The 15867-nt window shown below is 64.7% G+C and carries 10 protein-coding genes; 9 read left to right on the top strand and 1 reads right to left on the bottom strand.

Annotated features, from left to right (window positions below):
• Positions 1-4: 4 nt before the first annotated feature.
• From AB3X39_RS10315 to AB3X39_RS10275, 9 genes are all read left to right on the top strand, one after another.
• Positions 5-3562, top strand: a complete 3558-nt coding sequence (locus tag AB3X39_RS10315) for a bacteriohemerythrin (RefSeq protein ID WP_369417291.1) — start codon at positions 5-7, stop codon at positions 3560-3562.
• 19 nt (positions 3563-3581) lie between these two features.
• Positions 3582-5309 carry a DUF2138 family protein gene (locus AB3X39_RS10310; RefSeq protein ID WP_369417290.1) on the top strand — a complete coding sequence of 576 codons (1728 nt, stop codon included), beginning with the start codon at positions 3582-3584 and terminating at the stop codon, positions 5307-5309.
• A complete protein-coding gene (locus AB3X39_RS10305; protein WP_369417289.1) occupies positions 5306-5968 on the top strand; it encodes a DUF1175 family protein in 663 nt (220 codons plus the stop codon). Before AB3X39_RS10310 ends, AB3X39_RS10305 begins: the two co-directional genes overlap by 4 nt.
• A gap of 8 nt (positions 5969-5976) precedes the next feature.
• Entirely contained in the window at positions 5977-10761 is a 4785-nt protein-coding gene (locus tag AB3X39_RS10300) for an MG2 domain-containing protein (protein ID WP_369417288.1), read from the top strand.
• Positions 10762-10796: 35 nt separating this feature from the next.
• The gene (locus AB3X39_RS10295; RefSeq protein WP_369417287.1) at positions 10797-12497 is read left to right on the top strand and encodes a DUF2300 domain-containing protein; all 1701 of its coding nucleotides are present in this window, start codon (positions 10797-10799) and stop codon (positions 12495-12497) included.
• A gap of 7 nt (positions 12498-12504) precedes the next feature.
• Complete coding sequence (locus AB3X39_RS10290) at positions 12505-13344, top strand: YfaP family protein (protein ID WP_369417286.1); 840 nt, start codon at positions 12505-12507, stop codon at positions 13342-13344.
• A gap of 109 nt (positions 13345-13453) precedes the next feature.
• Positions 13454-13939, top strand: a complete 486-nt coding sequence (locus tag AB3X39_RS10285) for a YbjN domain-containing protein (RefSeq protein ID WP_369417285.1) — start codon at positions 13454-13456, stop codon at positions 13937-13939.
• A 109-nt stretch (positions 13940-14048) separates the two neighbouring features.
• Positions 14049-14534, top strand: coding sequence for a YbjN domain-containing protein (locus tag AB3X39_RS10280; protein ID WP_369417284.1), 486 nt, complete (start codon positions 14049-14051; stop codon positions 14532-14534).
• Between the two features lie 29 nt (positions 14535-14563).
• Positions 14564-15067 carry a YbjN domain-containing protein gene (locus AB3X39_RS10275; protein ID WP_369417283.1) on the top strand — a complete coding sequence of 168 codons (504 nt, stop codon included), beginning with the start codon at positions 14564-14566 and terminating at the stop codon, positions 15065-15067.
• A gap of 25 nt (positions 15068-15092) precedes the next feature.
• Here the strand turns inward: AB3X39_RS10275 and AB3X39_RS10270 are convergent, their stop codons facing one another.
• Complete coding sequence (locus tag AB3X39_RS10270; RefSeq protein ID WP_369417282.1) at positions 15093-15848, bottom strand: SDR family oxidoreductase; 756 nt, start codon at positions 15846-15848, stop codon at positions 15093-15095.
• Positions 15849-15867 lie beyond the last annotated feature (19 nt).

Genomic DNA, 15867 nt, shown 5'->3' with positions numbered 1-15867 from the left:
CGCCGTGAACCAGATCGACATCTTCCCTTGGGACGACCACTTCAACACTGGTTTTTCCGATATCGACCAGCAGCACCGCAAGCTGGTGGATCTGCTCAATCAGCTGGCGAGTCAAATCGCCAACGGGGCCCACGCTGAGACGCTTGAGTCCGTCTTTGACGAACTGGCGGCCTACACGGTGTACCACTTCGATACCGAAGAAGCGCTCTGGCATGCCCATCTGGCCGGCGACCCAGCCGAACTGGCGCATCGCGCCACCCACGAGGCCTTCCGCCGGGATGTGGCGCGACTCAGGGCGGCGCTGAGTCAAACCTCCTCGCATCAAGTGGCCGAAGAAACCTTGGGCTTTTTGGCGCACTGGCTCGCGGCACACATCTTGGAAGCTGATCGCAGCATGGCTTGCATGGTGCGCGGCGTCCAGCAAGGGTTGTCGCTGCCAGCCGCTCGATCGCGCGCGCGCGAAGAAATGGGCGGCACGACCCGCGCGCTGATCGATCTGATCCTGTCGATTTACGGCACGCTCTCGACCAACACCCTGCGACTCATGCGTGAATTGTCGGAGCACCGACAAGCCACCTTGGAGCTGAACCACACCCGCAAGGCCCTGCAACAGCGAGATCGCTACCAGCGCGCCTTGCTCGACAACTTCCCATTCTTGGTCTGGCTCAAGGATGAAAACAGCCGCATCTTGGCCGTCAATCGACCCTTTGCCGAAGCCTGCGGACACAGCGATCCGGATGCGCTGAACGGCCTGAACGATCTGGACATCTGGCCCGCCGATCTGGCCGAACATTACCGCGCCGACGATCTTGAAATCCTGCGCACCGGCCAGCCCAGATCGGTGGAGGAATGGATCGAAATCGACGGCAAACGCCGCTGGTCCGAAACCTACAAATCACCGATCAAACTCGACGGCCAAGTGATCGGAACGGTGGGCTTTGCCCGCGATATCACCAGCCGCAAAGAAACGGAAGCGGCACTGCACCAGCAACTGCAATTCGCCCGGGCCCTCAACCGCATCGCCGACACGCTGGTCGAGCAAGATGACCCCGCCCGAATTCTGGAGGACACCGCCCATGTCATCGGTGAAACGCTTGGCGCCGACCGCACCCTGATCTACGACGTCTGCTTCGACCGCCAAACGGCCGAAGTCCTGTGCGAATGGCTGAGCCCCGATTGCTCGATCAATCCCGCCACGACGAACTACCCGATTGCAGCGTTCCAGCAAGCCGCAGATCACATCCGGCAAACCCATCAGGGGTTCATGAGCCACATGGATGCCGTCCATCCCCTCCTTCAGGCCGACGTCGCTGGTGCGCTGCTGCACCAGCGCCTCATGATTCGCAGCCTGTTGTGGCACCCGTTCTCGTTCAGCGACAACGGCTTTTACCTGTTGGCGCTTAATCAACTCCAGCACCGCCGCGACTGGTCCGCCCAAGACATTGAATTTCTCGAATCCATCAGTCATGAAGTCAGTGTCGCCCTCGAAAAAGTTCATCTGCTGACCGAACGCGACAAGGCTGAAGCCGATCTGCGCATCGCCGCCACAGCCTTTGAAGCGCAAGAAGGCATCGTCATCACCGATGCGCAACAACGCATTGTTCGGGTCAACAGCGCCTACACCCGCATCACCGGCTACACCCAAGAGGAAGTGGTCGGTCGGCGGCCCAGTTTGGTCTCATCGGGTCGCCATGATCGGGCTTTCTTTGAGGCCATGTGGCGCAGCATTCAAGAAAAAAACGCTTGGGAGGGTGAGATCTGGAACCGCCGCAAGGACGGCACCCTCTACCCGGAATTCATGGTCATCACGGCGGTGCATGACCGCCAAGGCCAAGTCACGAACTATGTCGGCACCTTCACCGACATCACCGAGCGCAAGACGCATCAAAAGCAGCTCGAATTCTTGGCGCACTACGACCCGCTGACCGGCCTGCCCAACCGGGTTTTGCTCGATGACCGACTGCGCCAAGCCATGGCCAGCAGTCGCCGCCGCCAACAACTGCTGGCGTTGGCGTTCATCGATCTGGACGACTTCAAAACCATCAACGATCGCCATGGACACGAGGCCGGCGACCACTTGCTGACCCTCTTGGCCGAACGGATGCAGCACTGTCTGCGTGAAAGCGACACCCTGTCGCGCTTGGGCGGGGACGAGTTCGTCGCCGTCTTGGGCGATCTGCCCGATCCGCAGGCCTGTGTGCCGTGGGTGCAGCGCCTGCTCGACGCCGCCGCGCAGCCGGTGGCTTTTCACGACACCACCCTGCAAGTGTCTTGCAGCATCGGCATCGCTTTTCATGCCCCCGCCGACGCCCGCGACGCCGATCAGCTCCTGCGCGAAGCAGACCATGCGATGTACCAAGCCAAACAGGCCGGGCGCAATCGCTATCACGTCTTCGACGCCGATCAAGACCGGGCGGTGCGCAGCCATCACGAAAGCATCGAGCGCATCCGTCAGGCCCTGAGCAACGAGGAGTTGGTGCTGCACTATCAGCCGCAAGTGCATATGCGCAGCGGCAAGGTCTTGGGGGTGGAAGCGCTGATCCGCTGGCAGCATCCACAGCGCGGTCTGCTGCTGCCGGGCCAGTTTCTGCCCGAGATCGAACACGACGCCATCAGCATCACGCTGGGTGAATGGGTGATCGACTCGGCCCTGCGTCAGCAAGCGCAGTGGCACGCAGCCGGGCTCAACCTGTCGGTCAGCGTCAACGTGGCCGCCAACCACCTCCAACAAGAGGACTTTGTCGAACGGCTCAAGGTGCTGCTGGCGCGTTACCCCAGCACCCCGAGCGCCATGCTCAAGCTGGAAGTGCTGGAAACCAGCGCCCTGGAAGACATCGATCACGTCTCGACCGTGATCGCCGACTGCGCCGCCTTGGGCGTGCACTTTGCGCTGGACGATTTCGGCACCGGCTATTCTTCGCTGACCTATCTGAAGCGCCTGCCCGCCAGCGTGCTCAAGATTGACCGCAGTTTTGTGCGCGACATGTTGGTCGATCCCGACGACTTGGCCATCCTCGAAGGCGTGCTCGGCATGGCCACCGCCTTTCGGCGCCGGGCCATCGCGGAAGGGGTCGAGAACGACGACTTGGGCGACATGCTCTTGGCGCTGGGTTGCGAGTGGGGCCAAGGTTTTGGCATCGCCAAACCCATGCCAGCCCACGACATGCCTGCTTGGGTGGCCAGCTGGCGCCCCCCTGTGCGTTGGCGCGAGCGCCTGAGCGTGATACGCGAAGACTTGCCCTTGCTGTACGCCATGGTCGAACTGCGCGCTTGGATCGCCGACCTCGAAGCGCACCTCCAAACCGGCAGCGCCACCCCCTCGCTCGATCCCCACGACTGCCGCTTCGGCCTCTGGCTCGACACCTTGGGCCCGACCCGCTACGGCCAACACATGCACTTCCCACAGCTCCAAGCCCTGCACACCGCCGTCCACGAAACAGGCCGCCTCTTGGTCGAGATGAAAACCCACGGCGCCTCCGACACCGAGCGCCAACCCGTACAAGCCCAGCTGCACGATCTGCGGGACCAGCTGATCAAACTGCTGGACAGTTTGTTGGGGTAAGACCGCTCATCACCCCGATATGATCCGCCTGCCGCATCGCAGCGGTGAAGGGGATGCGCAGATGGCACGCGGGAAGACGGTGGGGGTGATCGGGATGATCGTCCTGTTGCTGGTGGGGCTTTTGGGGCTGTTCGGGTGGTCGCGCTTGGGATGGGCACGGTTTGAAGGGTCGATCAACACGCTGGGGGTGAATGTGCGCGAGCCGCAGGGCTTGATCGTCACGCCGTCGCTGGTCGGGCTGTCGCGCGATCTGGTCAAAGCGCCGGTGCTGCGTGAGCTGCTGAACGAAGAGTTCGTTTTCTATTACGAAGAGCACGACGACCGCATCAGCTTGGTGGGGGCCCTCAAGCGCTTGGCCTTTGAACATGAGTTGCGCCTGGCCGATAACTTGGTCGAGCTGGCCCTTGGCGGCCGCGCCGAGGTGGCGTTTTGGCCCGACGACCGGGGCGCGGCGCGTCACTGGGCGATGGCCATGAGCCGCAGCAGCGTGGCGACTGCGCTGCAAAGCTTGGCCCCCTTGGCCGCCCATGATCGGCAACTGAGTTTGATGGCTGAGGTGCCGCTGGAGGATGGCGGCACCTCAGACACGGTGCGCACGGCGCGCACCGTGCCGGTGCTGGCCCTGCAACTCTCGGCCCGGCGCACCTTGGCCATCGCCAGCGTGGGCGAGCGCGTGGTGGTGTTCTCCGACCCCGGTTTGCTGTTCAAAAGCGACCGCACGGTCGATGGCAACGCCGCCGGGGTGCTGAGCGCCTTGCTCTCTGGCGATGAACGCCGCCAAGGCGTGTGGCGCGAGCCGCTTGGGCTCATGCCATCCAACACGGCGCACCAAGGGGTGCTGCGCGGGCCGATGCTGAGCTTCAACTACCAAGCCTTCTTCCCGGCGCTGCAAGCGCTCAAGGTCGAGGTGACGGCGGGCGGGGCGGCGCTGAACAGTTGGATCAAGCAAAGCCCCACCGCTGCACCCGCCAACACGGCTAACCCGGCCAACGCGGCCATCACTGCTGCCAGCGTGCCGTGGTCCGCCCTGCCCGCCGACCCGGCCGCCTGCGCGGCGTTGCCGGTGGACTGGGCGCGCACCCGCAGCGTGCTGACCGACCCGCGCCGCACCGGCAACGCCGCGCCCAGCTTGGCACGGGTGGTCGGCAGCTTGGACGGCACGGCCGCGATCTGCTGGTACGCGCTTTCACACCTGCACACGCCCTTGCTGATCGCCCACGCCGAAGGACCTGCGCCCGACGCCGCCACGCTCCAAAGCCTGATGCAGTGGTGGTTGCCCAAAGGGGCCGATTGGGATGAGCAAGAAGGCAGCGGCCGCATCCACGCCCCCTATGGGCCGCTGCGCGTCAGCGCCGACCCTGCGCATTACCGCGTCAGCCTGCGCCGCGTGGGCGACTGGTGGCTCTTTTCGCCCGACGCCAGCTTGGTGGCCCGCGCGGCCGACACCTTAGCTCGGCGCTACCCCAGCGTGGCCGACACCCTCAACCGCGACCCGGCCAGCCAGCGCGCCACGCTGGCGGTGGTCACGCCGGTCAACGTGGCGGAGCTGCTGCACCTTGAGGCGCTGAAGGTGATGACGCCGCGCCAAAGCGGTTTCCAGCAAGCGGCCGAGACCCAGCTCTTCCCGCGCTTGAACGCCTTTGGCCGCTTGCCGCCCGTCCAAGCCGTGCTGCACGGTGCCCCTGACGCCCAAGGCTGGACCGCGCTCGACTGGCAGGCCTTGCCCCCGGCCGAGGTGGGGCGATGAAGCGCCGCATCGTGCTGGGATGGCTGGCCGCGCTGCGAACAGCCTCCGCCCAAAACACGGCGCCAAGCACCGCCCCCAACCCACGCCTAGACAGCACCCAAAGCCGGATCGTGCGCGACTGGATCAGCGTGCTGGTGCATGCCCAGCTGGAGCAAGGCCCGAGCCCGCGCTGGACGCACCGCGATTGCGCTGGCTTGGTGCGTTTTGCGGTGGCCGAGAGCCTGCGCGAGCACGACGTGGCGTGGCGCAAGTCGATGGGGCTGCTCAGCCGACCCCTGCCGCCGGAGCCCGATGCGGCCCAAGCCAAGGCCCTGCGTCAACGCTGGCAGCGAGCGGACGGCACGCGCGGCGCTTTTGTCAGCGCGCTGGAGCTGGTGCAGGCCAACACGCGCTTTGTGAGCCGCACCTTCCATCAAGCGCAGGTGGCCGATTTGCTGTTTTTTGATCTGGGCGACGAGCAACACCTGATGCTCTGGCTGGGGCCCTATGTGGCGTATCACAACGGCAGCTCGGACCACAGCGGTCACGGTGATCACGGCGATAACGGTTTGAGGGCGGTACGCGTGGCGCAACTGCGCCAATGGAGCGACACCCGCTGGCGGCCCGAAGACAGTAACCCGAATTTTGTCGGCCTTTTCAGGCTGGCCTTCATGGCGTGATCACGACGATGACTTCCTCCTCGACACCCCACGGCCTCCACGCCCACGTGATGCACCGACGCATGGTCCGACGACTGCTGGCCTTTCTGCGACTGGCTCTTGTGCGGCTCATGCTGCTCAGCGTGCTGGCCCTCATCCCCACCGTTCACGCCAAAGAAGCGCCGCCGCTGGCGCAAAACGACCACCAGGTGCTGGTGGGCGAGCCGTTCTTTTTGCTTTCGGACGCCACCTACGGCAGCGACGAAAGCCCGCGTGTGCGCTTGGAGCTGAACGCGCCGTGGATGCTCGACAACGTGGGCGGGGTCGATATGCGGGTCTACCGCATCCAAGAGCCGCTCGACTTCTTGGGCAAGCAACGCAATTTGCACCGCGTGCAGGTGCCGGCCCGCCCCAGCGTCGAAGGCCTGCCCAACACCCTGACGCATCTGTGGGACAGCTGGGTGGTGAAGTCGCGCATGGCTTGGCGCGGCCTTTTCTCCAGCAACGCCCGCCACACGGTGACGCAGGAAGTGCCGCAGCTCAAAACACCCCCGGCACTCGATCACCCCTCCACCTTTGAAGAGCCCATTGCCTTTCGGCCGATCCCGGGCCTGCCGCTGGTGGAGCGCTTTCGCTACCCCGTGCAATACGCCCAACCGATCGCGCCACCCAAGGGCGTGAAGCTCGAAGGCAGCAGCAGCGACTTCATCCGCCCGAACGAAGGCAACGTCCACATCCCGCTCAAGCGCCTCGACCCCGGCCTTTATCTGGTCGAAGCCAGCACCGGACGGCATCGCGCCACCACCTTGCTGTTCATCAGCGACACGGTGGCGGTGAACAAGATCTCCAGCGCGCAAATGCTGGTCTGGAGCGTGCAGCGCCAAGGCGGCGCAGCCGTGGCCGGCACGCAGGTGGTGTGGAGCGACGGCGTGGGCACCTTGGCCAGCGGACGCACCGACGCCCGGGGCCTGCTGCGCTTGGATCACCGCGCGCCCGAGCAAAGCTACGTCTTCGGCCTCGACCCCAAGGGCGGGGTGTTCATCTCGGAGAACTTCTACGAAGACAGCGAGATCCACGCCACCAAGCTCTACACCGTCACCGACCGGCCGCTCTATCGGCCCGGCGACGAGGTAAAGATCAAGGTGAGTGGGCGCGAATTCAAAAACGCGCGCGACTCGGTGGCGCTGGCCGACGGCGAGATCGCCCTGCAAGCGCTCGACCCGGCGGGCCAAGTGGTGGCGACACGCAAGCTGGCGTTTTTTGGCGGTCCCAACGGCTCAGGGGCTGACGGGGCGTTCCGGCTGCCCGACAACGCCGTGGCGGGCGGCTACGAGCTGCGCCTGACCTTGCGCGACGCGGTCTACGCCGCTGCCTTTCGCGTGGCCGAGTATCAAAAACCGCATTTCGAGATCAGTTGGTTGCCCGACCAAGCCGACCTCGCCACCGGCCAAGCGGTCACCGGCCGCCTGCGGCTCACCTATCCCGACGGCAAGCCAGTGAGCGGCGCGCGCCTCAGCTTGAGTGCCCGCGCTCAAGGCTTGAGCATGATCGAAGGCGAGTTGGGCGACAGCGGCGCGTTCCCGCTCAAGGTGGCCCAAGACGAGCTGCTCACCGACAAGCAAGGCTTTGCACCCTACAGCCTGCCCGCCGCCGAGCAGCCCAGCCGCTACATCCTCTCGGTGCTGGCCACCGACGGCGCGGCCTACCGGGTACGCGGCACGCGCGAGATCTTGATCGAGCGCGGGGCCAACGCTTGGCACCTCGGGGCCGAGCGGCAGTTCTCGAATCCGCGTGAGCGCGTGACGTTCACGTGGCAGCCGAGTCGTCAAGGCGTCGCCCCCGCCAACCCACCCGCGCGCTGGTCATGGGTGCGCCTAGAAGACCGCAACCATGCCGAAGGCAGCCTCGATGACCCCGCCCAACAGGCGCAGCAGCTCGGTTTGCGTTTCGAACAACCCGGCTCGTACAGCGTGACGCTGCGCGATGAGCGCGGCCGCATCGTGGCGGCGGCTTCGCATTGGGTCAGCGGTGACGGGCTCAAAGCGCCCGCAGGTGGGATCTCGATCGTCTTTGATCGCCCGAGCTACCGCGCCGGAGACACCGCTGAGGCGCTGGTGAGCTTTCCAGAGCCCGTCGAGCACGCCTTGCTGAGCCTGGAGCGCGACAAGGTCGAAGCCGCTGCGCTGCTGGCCCAAGGCGGCGAAGGCTTGCGCGCTGAGCAGCTGGGCCCGGCGCAATGGAAGGTGCGCATCAAGGTCAGTGAGGCGATGCAGCCCAACATCACTTTCTCGGTGGCCTATGTGCACCACGGCGAGATGGTGTTCGAGAACCAAGGCCTGCGGGTGCAGCAACCGCACATCGCCATCGACTTCAAGCCCGAACGCCCGCGCTACGCCCCGGGCGAGCTGGTCAACATCGACGTCAGCACCACGCTGGGCGGCCAGCCGGTCTCGGCCGATGTGGCGGTGAGCGTGGTCGATGAAATGATCTACGTCCTCCAGCCCGAGATCGCCCCGAACATCGAGGACTTTTTCAATCACCTGCGGCGCAACAACGTGCGCACCCAAGCCTCGCTGTCCTTCATCGGCTACGACTTGGCCACCCGGGCGCTGGGCCAAGTGCCCAAACGCCGCGCCGTGCAAGAACGCGCCTTGAAAGTGCTGGAGCGCCCGCGCCGCGACGAGGTGGACACCGCCGCTTGGGTGCCACGCCTGCACACCGACGCCAACGGCCGCGCCCGCCTGAGCTTTCGCATGCCCGACGCCCTGACCCGCTGGCGCATCACCGGCCGGGCGATGGCGCCCGGGGGCGACGTCGGCCAGCAAACCGCGTGGGTCCAAAGCCACAAGGACTTCTTCGTCACATGGACCAGCCCCGACTGGCAGCGCGTGGGGGACACGACCCAAGCGAGCGTGGCCCTGTTCAACCAGTTGCCCCAAGAGGCGGAGGTGACGTGGAGCGTCAGTGGTACCAGTGGCATCAGTGGTGTCGAAGGCTTGAGCCGCAGCGCAACGCTCAAGCTCCAGCCCGGCCCAAACTTCGTCACCCTGCCCTTGAGCGCCGACCAAGTCGGCACCCAGCTCCTCACGCTCAGCCTGAAGCGCAACGGCGTGCTGGTGGACAGCCTGCAAAGCAAGCTGCGCCGCCTGCCCGTGGCGCGCATGGCCGCGCGTGAACGCGTCCTTGACCTCAGCAACGGCGGCCCCGGCACGCTCTCGCTGGCCGCCGATCCGCAACGCATCCGCGTCACGCTGGCCAGCGATCCGGCCGCCGCCGCCTTCAACCGCTGGGTCGATGAGCTGGTGGAATTTCCGTATGGCTGCGTCGAACAAACCGCCAGCCGCATGCTGCCGCTCGCGCTGGCGCTCAGCTCACTCAGTCCGGCGCAGATGAACTTGGCACCGATGCTCACCCAGCGGCTCACCACCGCCCGGCTCGCCTTGGCGCAGATGGCCGGGCCTGAGGCGCGTTTTGGCTGGTGGGGCCGGGGCATGCCGGAGGACGCTTTCCTCACCACCTACGCCTACTACGCCGACTGGCGCGCCAGCCAAGCCCTGCACTTGCACCTGCCCGCTGAGCACTGGCAACGCCTGTTGACGGTCTACGCCAAGGGCGGAGCGAGCGCGCCGCCGCTGCAACGCGCGTTGATGCTGCACTGGATGCGGGCCATGGGCTTGCCGGTGAGCTCGCTCTCGGCCGCGCTGCTTGAGGACTTGGCCAAGCGACAAACAGGACAAGCGGCCCAAACAGCCCACGCCAAAGGCGGAGCCACGCCGGCGCCGCTTGGCATCCACAGCTTGGTGTTCAGCGACGAGAGCCCGTCCTCGACCCAAGCCCTTGACATGGCGTGGGTGCTGGCGGTGATGGATACGAGCCAGCGCCCCGGCCAAACACCGGACGCGGCCCTGCGTGCCCAAACCAACGCGGCCATGGCACGCCTCAACGACGTGCCCTCACCGCTGGTCCAAAGCCTGCTGGTGTTGGCCCGCCAAGGCGGCAGCGCCCAAGCCAACGCCCTGCTGGCCAAAGTGCGCGGCGATCAACCCAGCTTTGACCGCGCCCAAGCCCTGATGTGGCTGCACCAAGCCTTGGGCGGCGGCGCAGCCCCCGAGCTGCGTGTAGCACCCAGCGCCTTGAGTGCCCCGTGGGTGCCCACCCAAGGCAGCGTGGGCCAGACGCAGTGGACCTTGCCAGCCGGCACCCCCTTGCCGCTCACCTTGCAACCCAGCCCAAACAGCGGCGCCAAGGTGGCCTACATCAGCTACGAAAGCGCCGAAAGCCCGAGTGCGGCCACGCTGCCGGTGCAGATCGAGCGCCGGCTCTACAAAGTGATCAGCCTGCCCTCGGCCCAGAAAGATCCCCAAGCCCAGCCTGAAAGCCAAGGCCAAGGACGGATGAGCGTGCGCCTTGAGGCCGTGCCCAACGGCGCAGCGCTCGACACCAACACGCTTTATTTGGATGAGTTGCGCGTGCGGCCTGAACGACGCATGCGCTGGGCCTTGTTGGAAGCGGCTCTGCCGCCGGGCGCAGCGGTCGAAGCCAGCACGTGGGGCCTGGATCTGCTCGGCAGCGATGGCAAAACCAGCGCTTTGGAGCGCGCCGTGCATCAAAACACCGCCCAAGGCTACGCCGTGCCGATCGAGCGCCTCCAAGTCGGCAAGCCCTTGGTCTTCAGGCACTTGCTGCGCTTTGCCCAACGCGGCAGCTACGTCCTGCCCCCGGCGCAGCTCTACCGCATGTACGAACCCGAAGCGCGGGCGGTGGAGGGCAGCTATGGCAACGGCACGCGCTGGACACGGGTTGAAGTGCGGTGAAACGCATCCGTACCGGGTTCTTCCTGGCCCCGCTGATGAGCCTGCTGCTGAGCCTCTCGCTCGCCGCCGGGGCGGAACCTGTGCCCACGGCCTTGACCACACCCTTCAGCGCCAGCCAAGGTCCACGGCTGCTCGGGCAAAGTCTGCCCGAAGAAGACGATGCCAAGTTATCCACACCCTTGGGCAGCCTGTGGAAACTTTTTGTCTACAGCTGGCTTCAGACCCGCGACGCAGCCGCTGGGCATGAACCTGTGCATGAGCCGCCCTACCGCTGCGAACCCGGTGCTAGGCAAGCGGACGACGAATACTGCTGCGAACCCGGCGAGAGCGTCGAGCGTGATCAAGCGCTCCAGCGTTCTTGCGGACCGTACTTCGACCCACAGCGCTTGGGCTTGACCGCCCAAGACTGGGCGCGCTTTGGGGCCTCGTTTTGGCCGGACAACGGCGCGGGTCAAAGCGTGCCGTCTTGGCTGAGTCAGCTCGACGCCTTGCGCCCCGAAACCCTTGTGCCCGTCGCCAGCTTGCTTGACGCCTTGCAGCATGTGCCCGACAGCGCCCGCCAAGCCGCGCGCCAAGCCTTGCTGCCCAACACCCTGCGCGACCCCGGCCTGCTGGCCGCCTTGGGCAGCTCGCCGCGCTTCAAAACCTGGTCATGGTTCGATGCCAAGGGCGAGCGCATCGGCGGCGCGGCCGGGTGGTTGGCCGACGGCAGCGCCTTCTGGTTTGGCGCGCCCGGCACCAGCCAGCACGCTTTGCAGCAACACGCCGGCTGGCTGGCACAAGCGTGGCGCCCTTCGGGACGCCTCTATGCCGCAGCCGATGAAGCCAGCCAACACGTTCAGCCCTGCGTGCAGGTGCAGCTCTTTGCCCGCTACCCGCTGCAAGCGATCCAGCCCACGCCGCCCGACGGTCTGCTGCCCACCAGTGCCGCACCTTACACCCTGCACTTCGTCAACGGCCAGCAGTTGAGCGTGCCCGGCGGGGCGGATAACCCGCTGCGGCTCAGTCACCGCCAAGGCCGTCCAGAACTCTCGGCGCAATGGCCGTTGGAGGACTACATCGCCCGGGTGATCGACCGCGAAGGCGATGCGCGCGAAACCGCTGCGGCCCACGCCTTGGCGGTGGTCGCCCGCACATGGCTGCGGCAAAACGCCGAGCAAGACCTCAGCGGTTGCCTGCGGGTGGAAGACAGCAGCCAAGCGCAGCGCGTCAGTCCCCGCCCCCCCAGCGCCGCCGCGCGCCAAGTGGCGGCCTTCACCGCAGAGCTGGTCCTTGAAGGCCACGCCCCTGTGCGCTATCACCGTGATCAAGGCGCACCGGGTGTGCTGAGCTGGTCGGAGGCGGTGGCCGCGCACCGCTCGGGTGAGGGCATGGCGGAGATCCTGCACACAAGTTATCCACAGCTTGTCCTCAGGGGCTGGCACCAAGCAGCATCGTGTCAAGAACTCCCGGAAGCGATGCAGTGGCTGCTGGAGCGTCAAGCCCGCTGGCGCAGCCGTTTGCGCCAAGTCAGCGGTTTTGAAGCGCTGCAAGCGCCGATCAAGGTCTGCCAACTGGAGCGCGGTGTGCCCTTTGCCGAGCCGGATCGGCTGCGCATCCACCTGCGTGAATGGTGGAGCCGCGAAGGGCGGGTCACCCTGATCCACGAATACCTGCATCTGGCGTTCAGGCACCACCCCAACGGCCAAGACGAAGCGCTGATCGAGCGCTTGGCCCAACAACTGGTTGATTCATGAGGTCTCGATGATGTTTGCCGTTTTGATGCTCTTGGGCCTATGCCTTCAAGCCACGGCTCAAGCCGCGCCCCAAACCACTAAAACCACTGAACCTGTCGTGGAGATCACCGCCCCCGTCGGCGGCTGGCGTGACACCCAAGCGACGCCCGGCGAATTCCTCCAGGAGGTGACCTACCCCGCCGCCAGCGTCAACGCTAACCGGGTGGGTGCCAACCCCAGTGCGTTGATCGCCGGGCGCATCACCCACATGGCCAGCATGGCCAAAGCGCCCTCGGTCAAGTCACCCACCCGCCGCGATCCAGCCCGTTTGGTGGTCAACGGCGTCGCCTTGCCGCTGGAGGTGCATGCCGACGGCCAGTTCGCCAGGCCGTGGTCCTTCGGTGCCGGCTCGCAAGGGGTGAGCGTGAGCACGGCCACAGGCGAAGGTCGGCAAGAACAGCGGCAGGTGCAGTTTTTTGAAGCCAATGGCGCGCGCGCGCGCATCCGCTTGCGCGTGGTGCTGAGCTGGGACAGCGACATGACGGATCTGGACTTGCACGTGGTCTCACCCGACGGCCAACATGTGTTCTACGGCAACCGGGTGGCGCCCAACGGCGGGGCTTTGGATGTCGATGTCACCACCGGCTTCGGGCCGGAGATCTTTGCCCACCCCGCCCCGCCCCCCGGGCTGTGGCAGGTCTACGTCAACTACTACGGCGCAGGCGACGGCCGCGACGATCTGACCGTGGCGCAAATCGCCATCATCGACAACGAAGGCACCCTGCGCGAGAAGCAACAGGTGCGGCGTGTACCGATGCGCAAGCCGGGTGAGCTGACGTTGGTGCATACGTTCCAAGTCAACCCTTGATCATTGCTTGATCACTTCAGCACGGTTCAGCCCGTTTTGGGGGGCTTGAATCGGGCACACTGGCAGCGCGAAAAAACGCCTTACGTTGCGCAAACTTCAGGAGATTTCGATGACTCTGCTCTCTCGTCTTCGCACCTTGGGTCTTCCCCTTTTGGCCTCGTTGGCGCTGGTGCAAGGGGCTGCGGCCCAAAACAGCACCGAACTCATCACCGCAGCGGATCCTGAAAAGATCCTCGAAGTCGCCAAAGGCTTTGGCTCCGCCACGCTGGAAACCGACGCCCAAGGCGATCCCAAAATCGTCGGCCGGGTCGAAGGGACCAAATACGGTCTGTATTTCTACGGCTGCAAGGGTGGCAAGCAATGCACCGATATCCAGTTCAATGCGGCGTGGAGTGAGGTGAAGGTGTCTCTCGATCAACTCAATGGTTGGAACAGCACCCGTCGCTACGGCAAGGCTTTTCTCGATCGAGACGGCGACCCGGTGTTGCAAATGTCGGTCAACCTCGATCACGGCGTGAGTCGCAAAAACCTCGAAGACACCTTTGACTGGTGGGCCAAGATCGTGCCGGAATTCCGCCACAAGGTCCTCGAGTAACCCTCTGGATGATCCCAACGATGCGCCGCCCTTGCCGGAGCGCATCGTGGCGTATCAGGCACACTTGCGATCAAAAATCGTCCCAATCCGCGACTCTTAGGAGATTTTGATGGCTCTGCTCTCCCGTCTTGGCACCGTGAGCGTGCCCTTCTTGGCTTGCCTTGCCTTGAGCCAAGGAGTGGCCGCTCAAAGCGACACCGCGCTCATCAGTGCAGCCGACCCCGAAAAGATCTTTGAGATCGCCAAGACCTTCGGCAACGCCTCGCTCGACAAAGATGATTTCGGCAATCCCATGATCATTGGGCGCATGAACGAGACCAAATATGGCCTGTACTTTTATGGTTGCCGGGGAGGACAGAACTGCACCTCCATCGAGTTCAATGCGGCATGGAGCGGTAGCCGCAGAGCCACGCTGGATCGCATCAACGCATGGCACCGCATCAGCCGCTATGGCAAGGCCTTTCTCAACGGCGACACGCCCGTGCTGCAAATGTCGGTCAATCTCGATCGCGGTGTGACGCGCAAAAACCTCGAAGACACCTTTGACTGGTGGGGACACATCATTCCCGAGTTCCGCCGCAACGTGGTCGAGTAATGCTTTTTCAATCCAAGGAAACCACTCCGATGGCTACGCTCTCTCGTTTTGGCACCTTCGGTGTGCCCCTGATCGCCCTTGTGTTGACCCAAAGTGCCGCCGCCGCTCAAGGCAGCCCGTCAGACGTCATCAGTGCCGCCCATCCAGCCCAAATCTTGGCCGTCGCTGCAAGCTTGGGCCGTGCCGCACTCGGCACCAACAGCACGACCGGCGATCCAGAAATCACCGGGCAGATCGGATCCAAGGCATACAGCCTGTATTTCTACGGCTGCAAAAACAACAAAAACTGCACCGATATCCAGTTCAACGCAGCTTGGACCCACACCCAAGCCACCGCAGCCTCGCTCAATCAGTGGCACAAAGACAGCCACCACGGACGGGCCTTCTTGGTGAACAAAGACGGTGATCTGGTGTTGCAGATGCCCGTCAATCTGGCCTATGGCGTGACCCAAGCCAATCTCATCACCACCTTCAACGACTGGATCTTGGCGGTGCAAGACTTTGAAACCAAAGTCGCCCAACAAGCCAAATAAAAGACTCTTGTCGATGCAGGGCGCCTCAACCCCGCCCAACAAACGGCATTTTTGTGGCCATCACGGTCATGAACAGCACGTTCGCTTCCGGGGGAAGGTTCGCCATGTGCAGCACCGCGTTGGCGGCGTGCTGCACGTCCATCACGGGCTCAGATTGGAGGGTTCCGTCCGCTTGACGGATACCCGCACTCATCGCCGTGGTGATTTCAGAAGCCGCGTTGCCGATATCGATTTGCCCCACAGCGATGTTCCAAGCTCGACCATCGAGCGCAGCGGTCTTGGTCAGACCCGTCATGGCGTGCTTGGTGGCGGTGTAAGCCACGGAGCCGGGGCGCGGCGTCTGGGCTGAAATCGAACCGTTGTTGATGATGCGGCCCCCTTGCGGCTGCTGAGTCTTCATCTGGCGAAAGGCCGCCCGGGTGCAAAGGAAAGCCCCGGTGAGATTGGTATCCACCGCCGCCTGCCACGCTGCCAAAGACAGATCCTCCAGCGACACGCCTTGGGTAAAAACGCCGGCGTTGTTGAACAGCAGATCCAGCCGGCCACAGCGCGCCTGAACAAACGCAAACAACGCTTCGACCGAGGTTTCATCCGTCACATCGACTTCGCAGGCCAGCATGCGCTTGGCGACTTCTGGCGCAGCCAGATCCAAGGTAGCCTGCAAGCGTTCCATCCGGCGACCGGCACACACCACCTGCCAGCCAGCCGCCGCCAAAGCCAACGCACAAGCGCGGCCAATGCCGCTGCCCGCGCCGGTGATCAACCCTACACGGTGGTTCACGTCGTCGTCCTCCCCATCC

Origin of the sequence: Leptothrix ochracea, assembly GCF_041083635.1 — a bacterium.
Taxonomy (GTDB): Bacteria; Pseudomonadota; Gammaproteobacteria; order Burkholderiales; family Burkholderiaceae_C; genus Sphaerotilus; species Sphaerotilus ochraceus.
The sequence above is the reverse complement of the archived record's forward strand: the minus strand, read 5'-3'. Positions and strand labels throughout refer to the sequence as shown.

What these genes read in the sequence shown, in the direction of transcription:
- AB3X39_RS10310 (WP_369417290.1), top strand. Translation starts at nt 3,582, where the DNA reads ATGATCCGCCTGCCGCATCGCAGCGGTGAAGGGGATGCGCAGATGGCA.
- AB3X39_RS10305 (WP_369417289.1), top strand. Translation starts at nt 5,306, where the DNA reads ATGAAGCGCCGCATCGTGCTGGGATGGCTGGCCGCGCTGCGAACAGCC.
- AB3X39_RS10300 (WP_369417288.1), top strand. Translation starts at nt 5,977, where the DNA reads ATGACTTCCTCCTCGACACCCCACGGCCTCCACGCCCACGTGATGCAC.
- AB3X39_RS10295 (WP_369417287.1), top strand. Translation starts at nt 10,797, where the DNA reads ATGAGCCTGCTGCTGAGCCTCTCGCTCGCCGCCGGGGCGGAACCTGTG.
- AB3X39_RS10290 (WP_369417286.1), top strand. Translation starts at nt 12,505, where the DNA reads ATGATGTTTGCCGTTTTGATGCTCTTGGGCCTATGCCTTCAAGCCACG.
- AB3X39_RS10285 (WP_369417285.1), top strand. Translation starts at nt 13,454, where the DNA reads ATGACTCTGCTCTCTCGTCTTCGCACCTTGGGTCTTCCCCTTTTGGCC.
- AB3X39_RS10280 (WP_369417284.1), top strand. Translation starts at nt 14,049, where the DNA reads ATGGCTCTGCTCTCCCGTCTTGGCACCGTGAGCGTGCCCTTCTTGGCT.
- AB3X39_RS10275 (WP_369417283.1), top strand. Translation starts at nt 14,564, where the DNA reads ATGGCTACGCTCTCTCGTTTTGGCACCTTCGGTGTGCCCCTGATCGCC.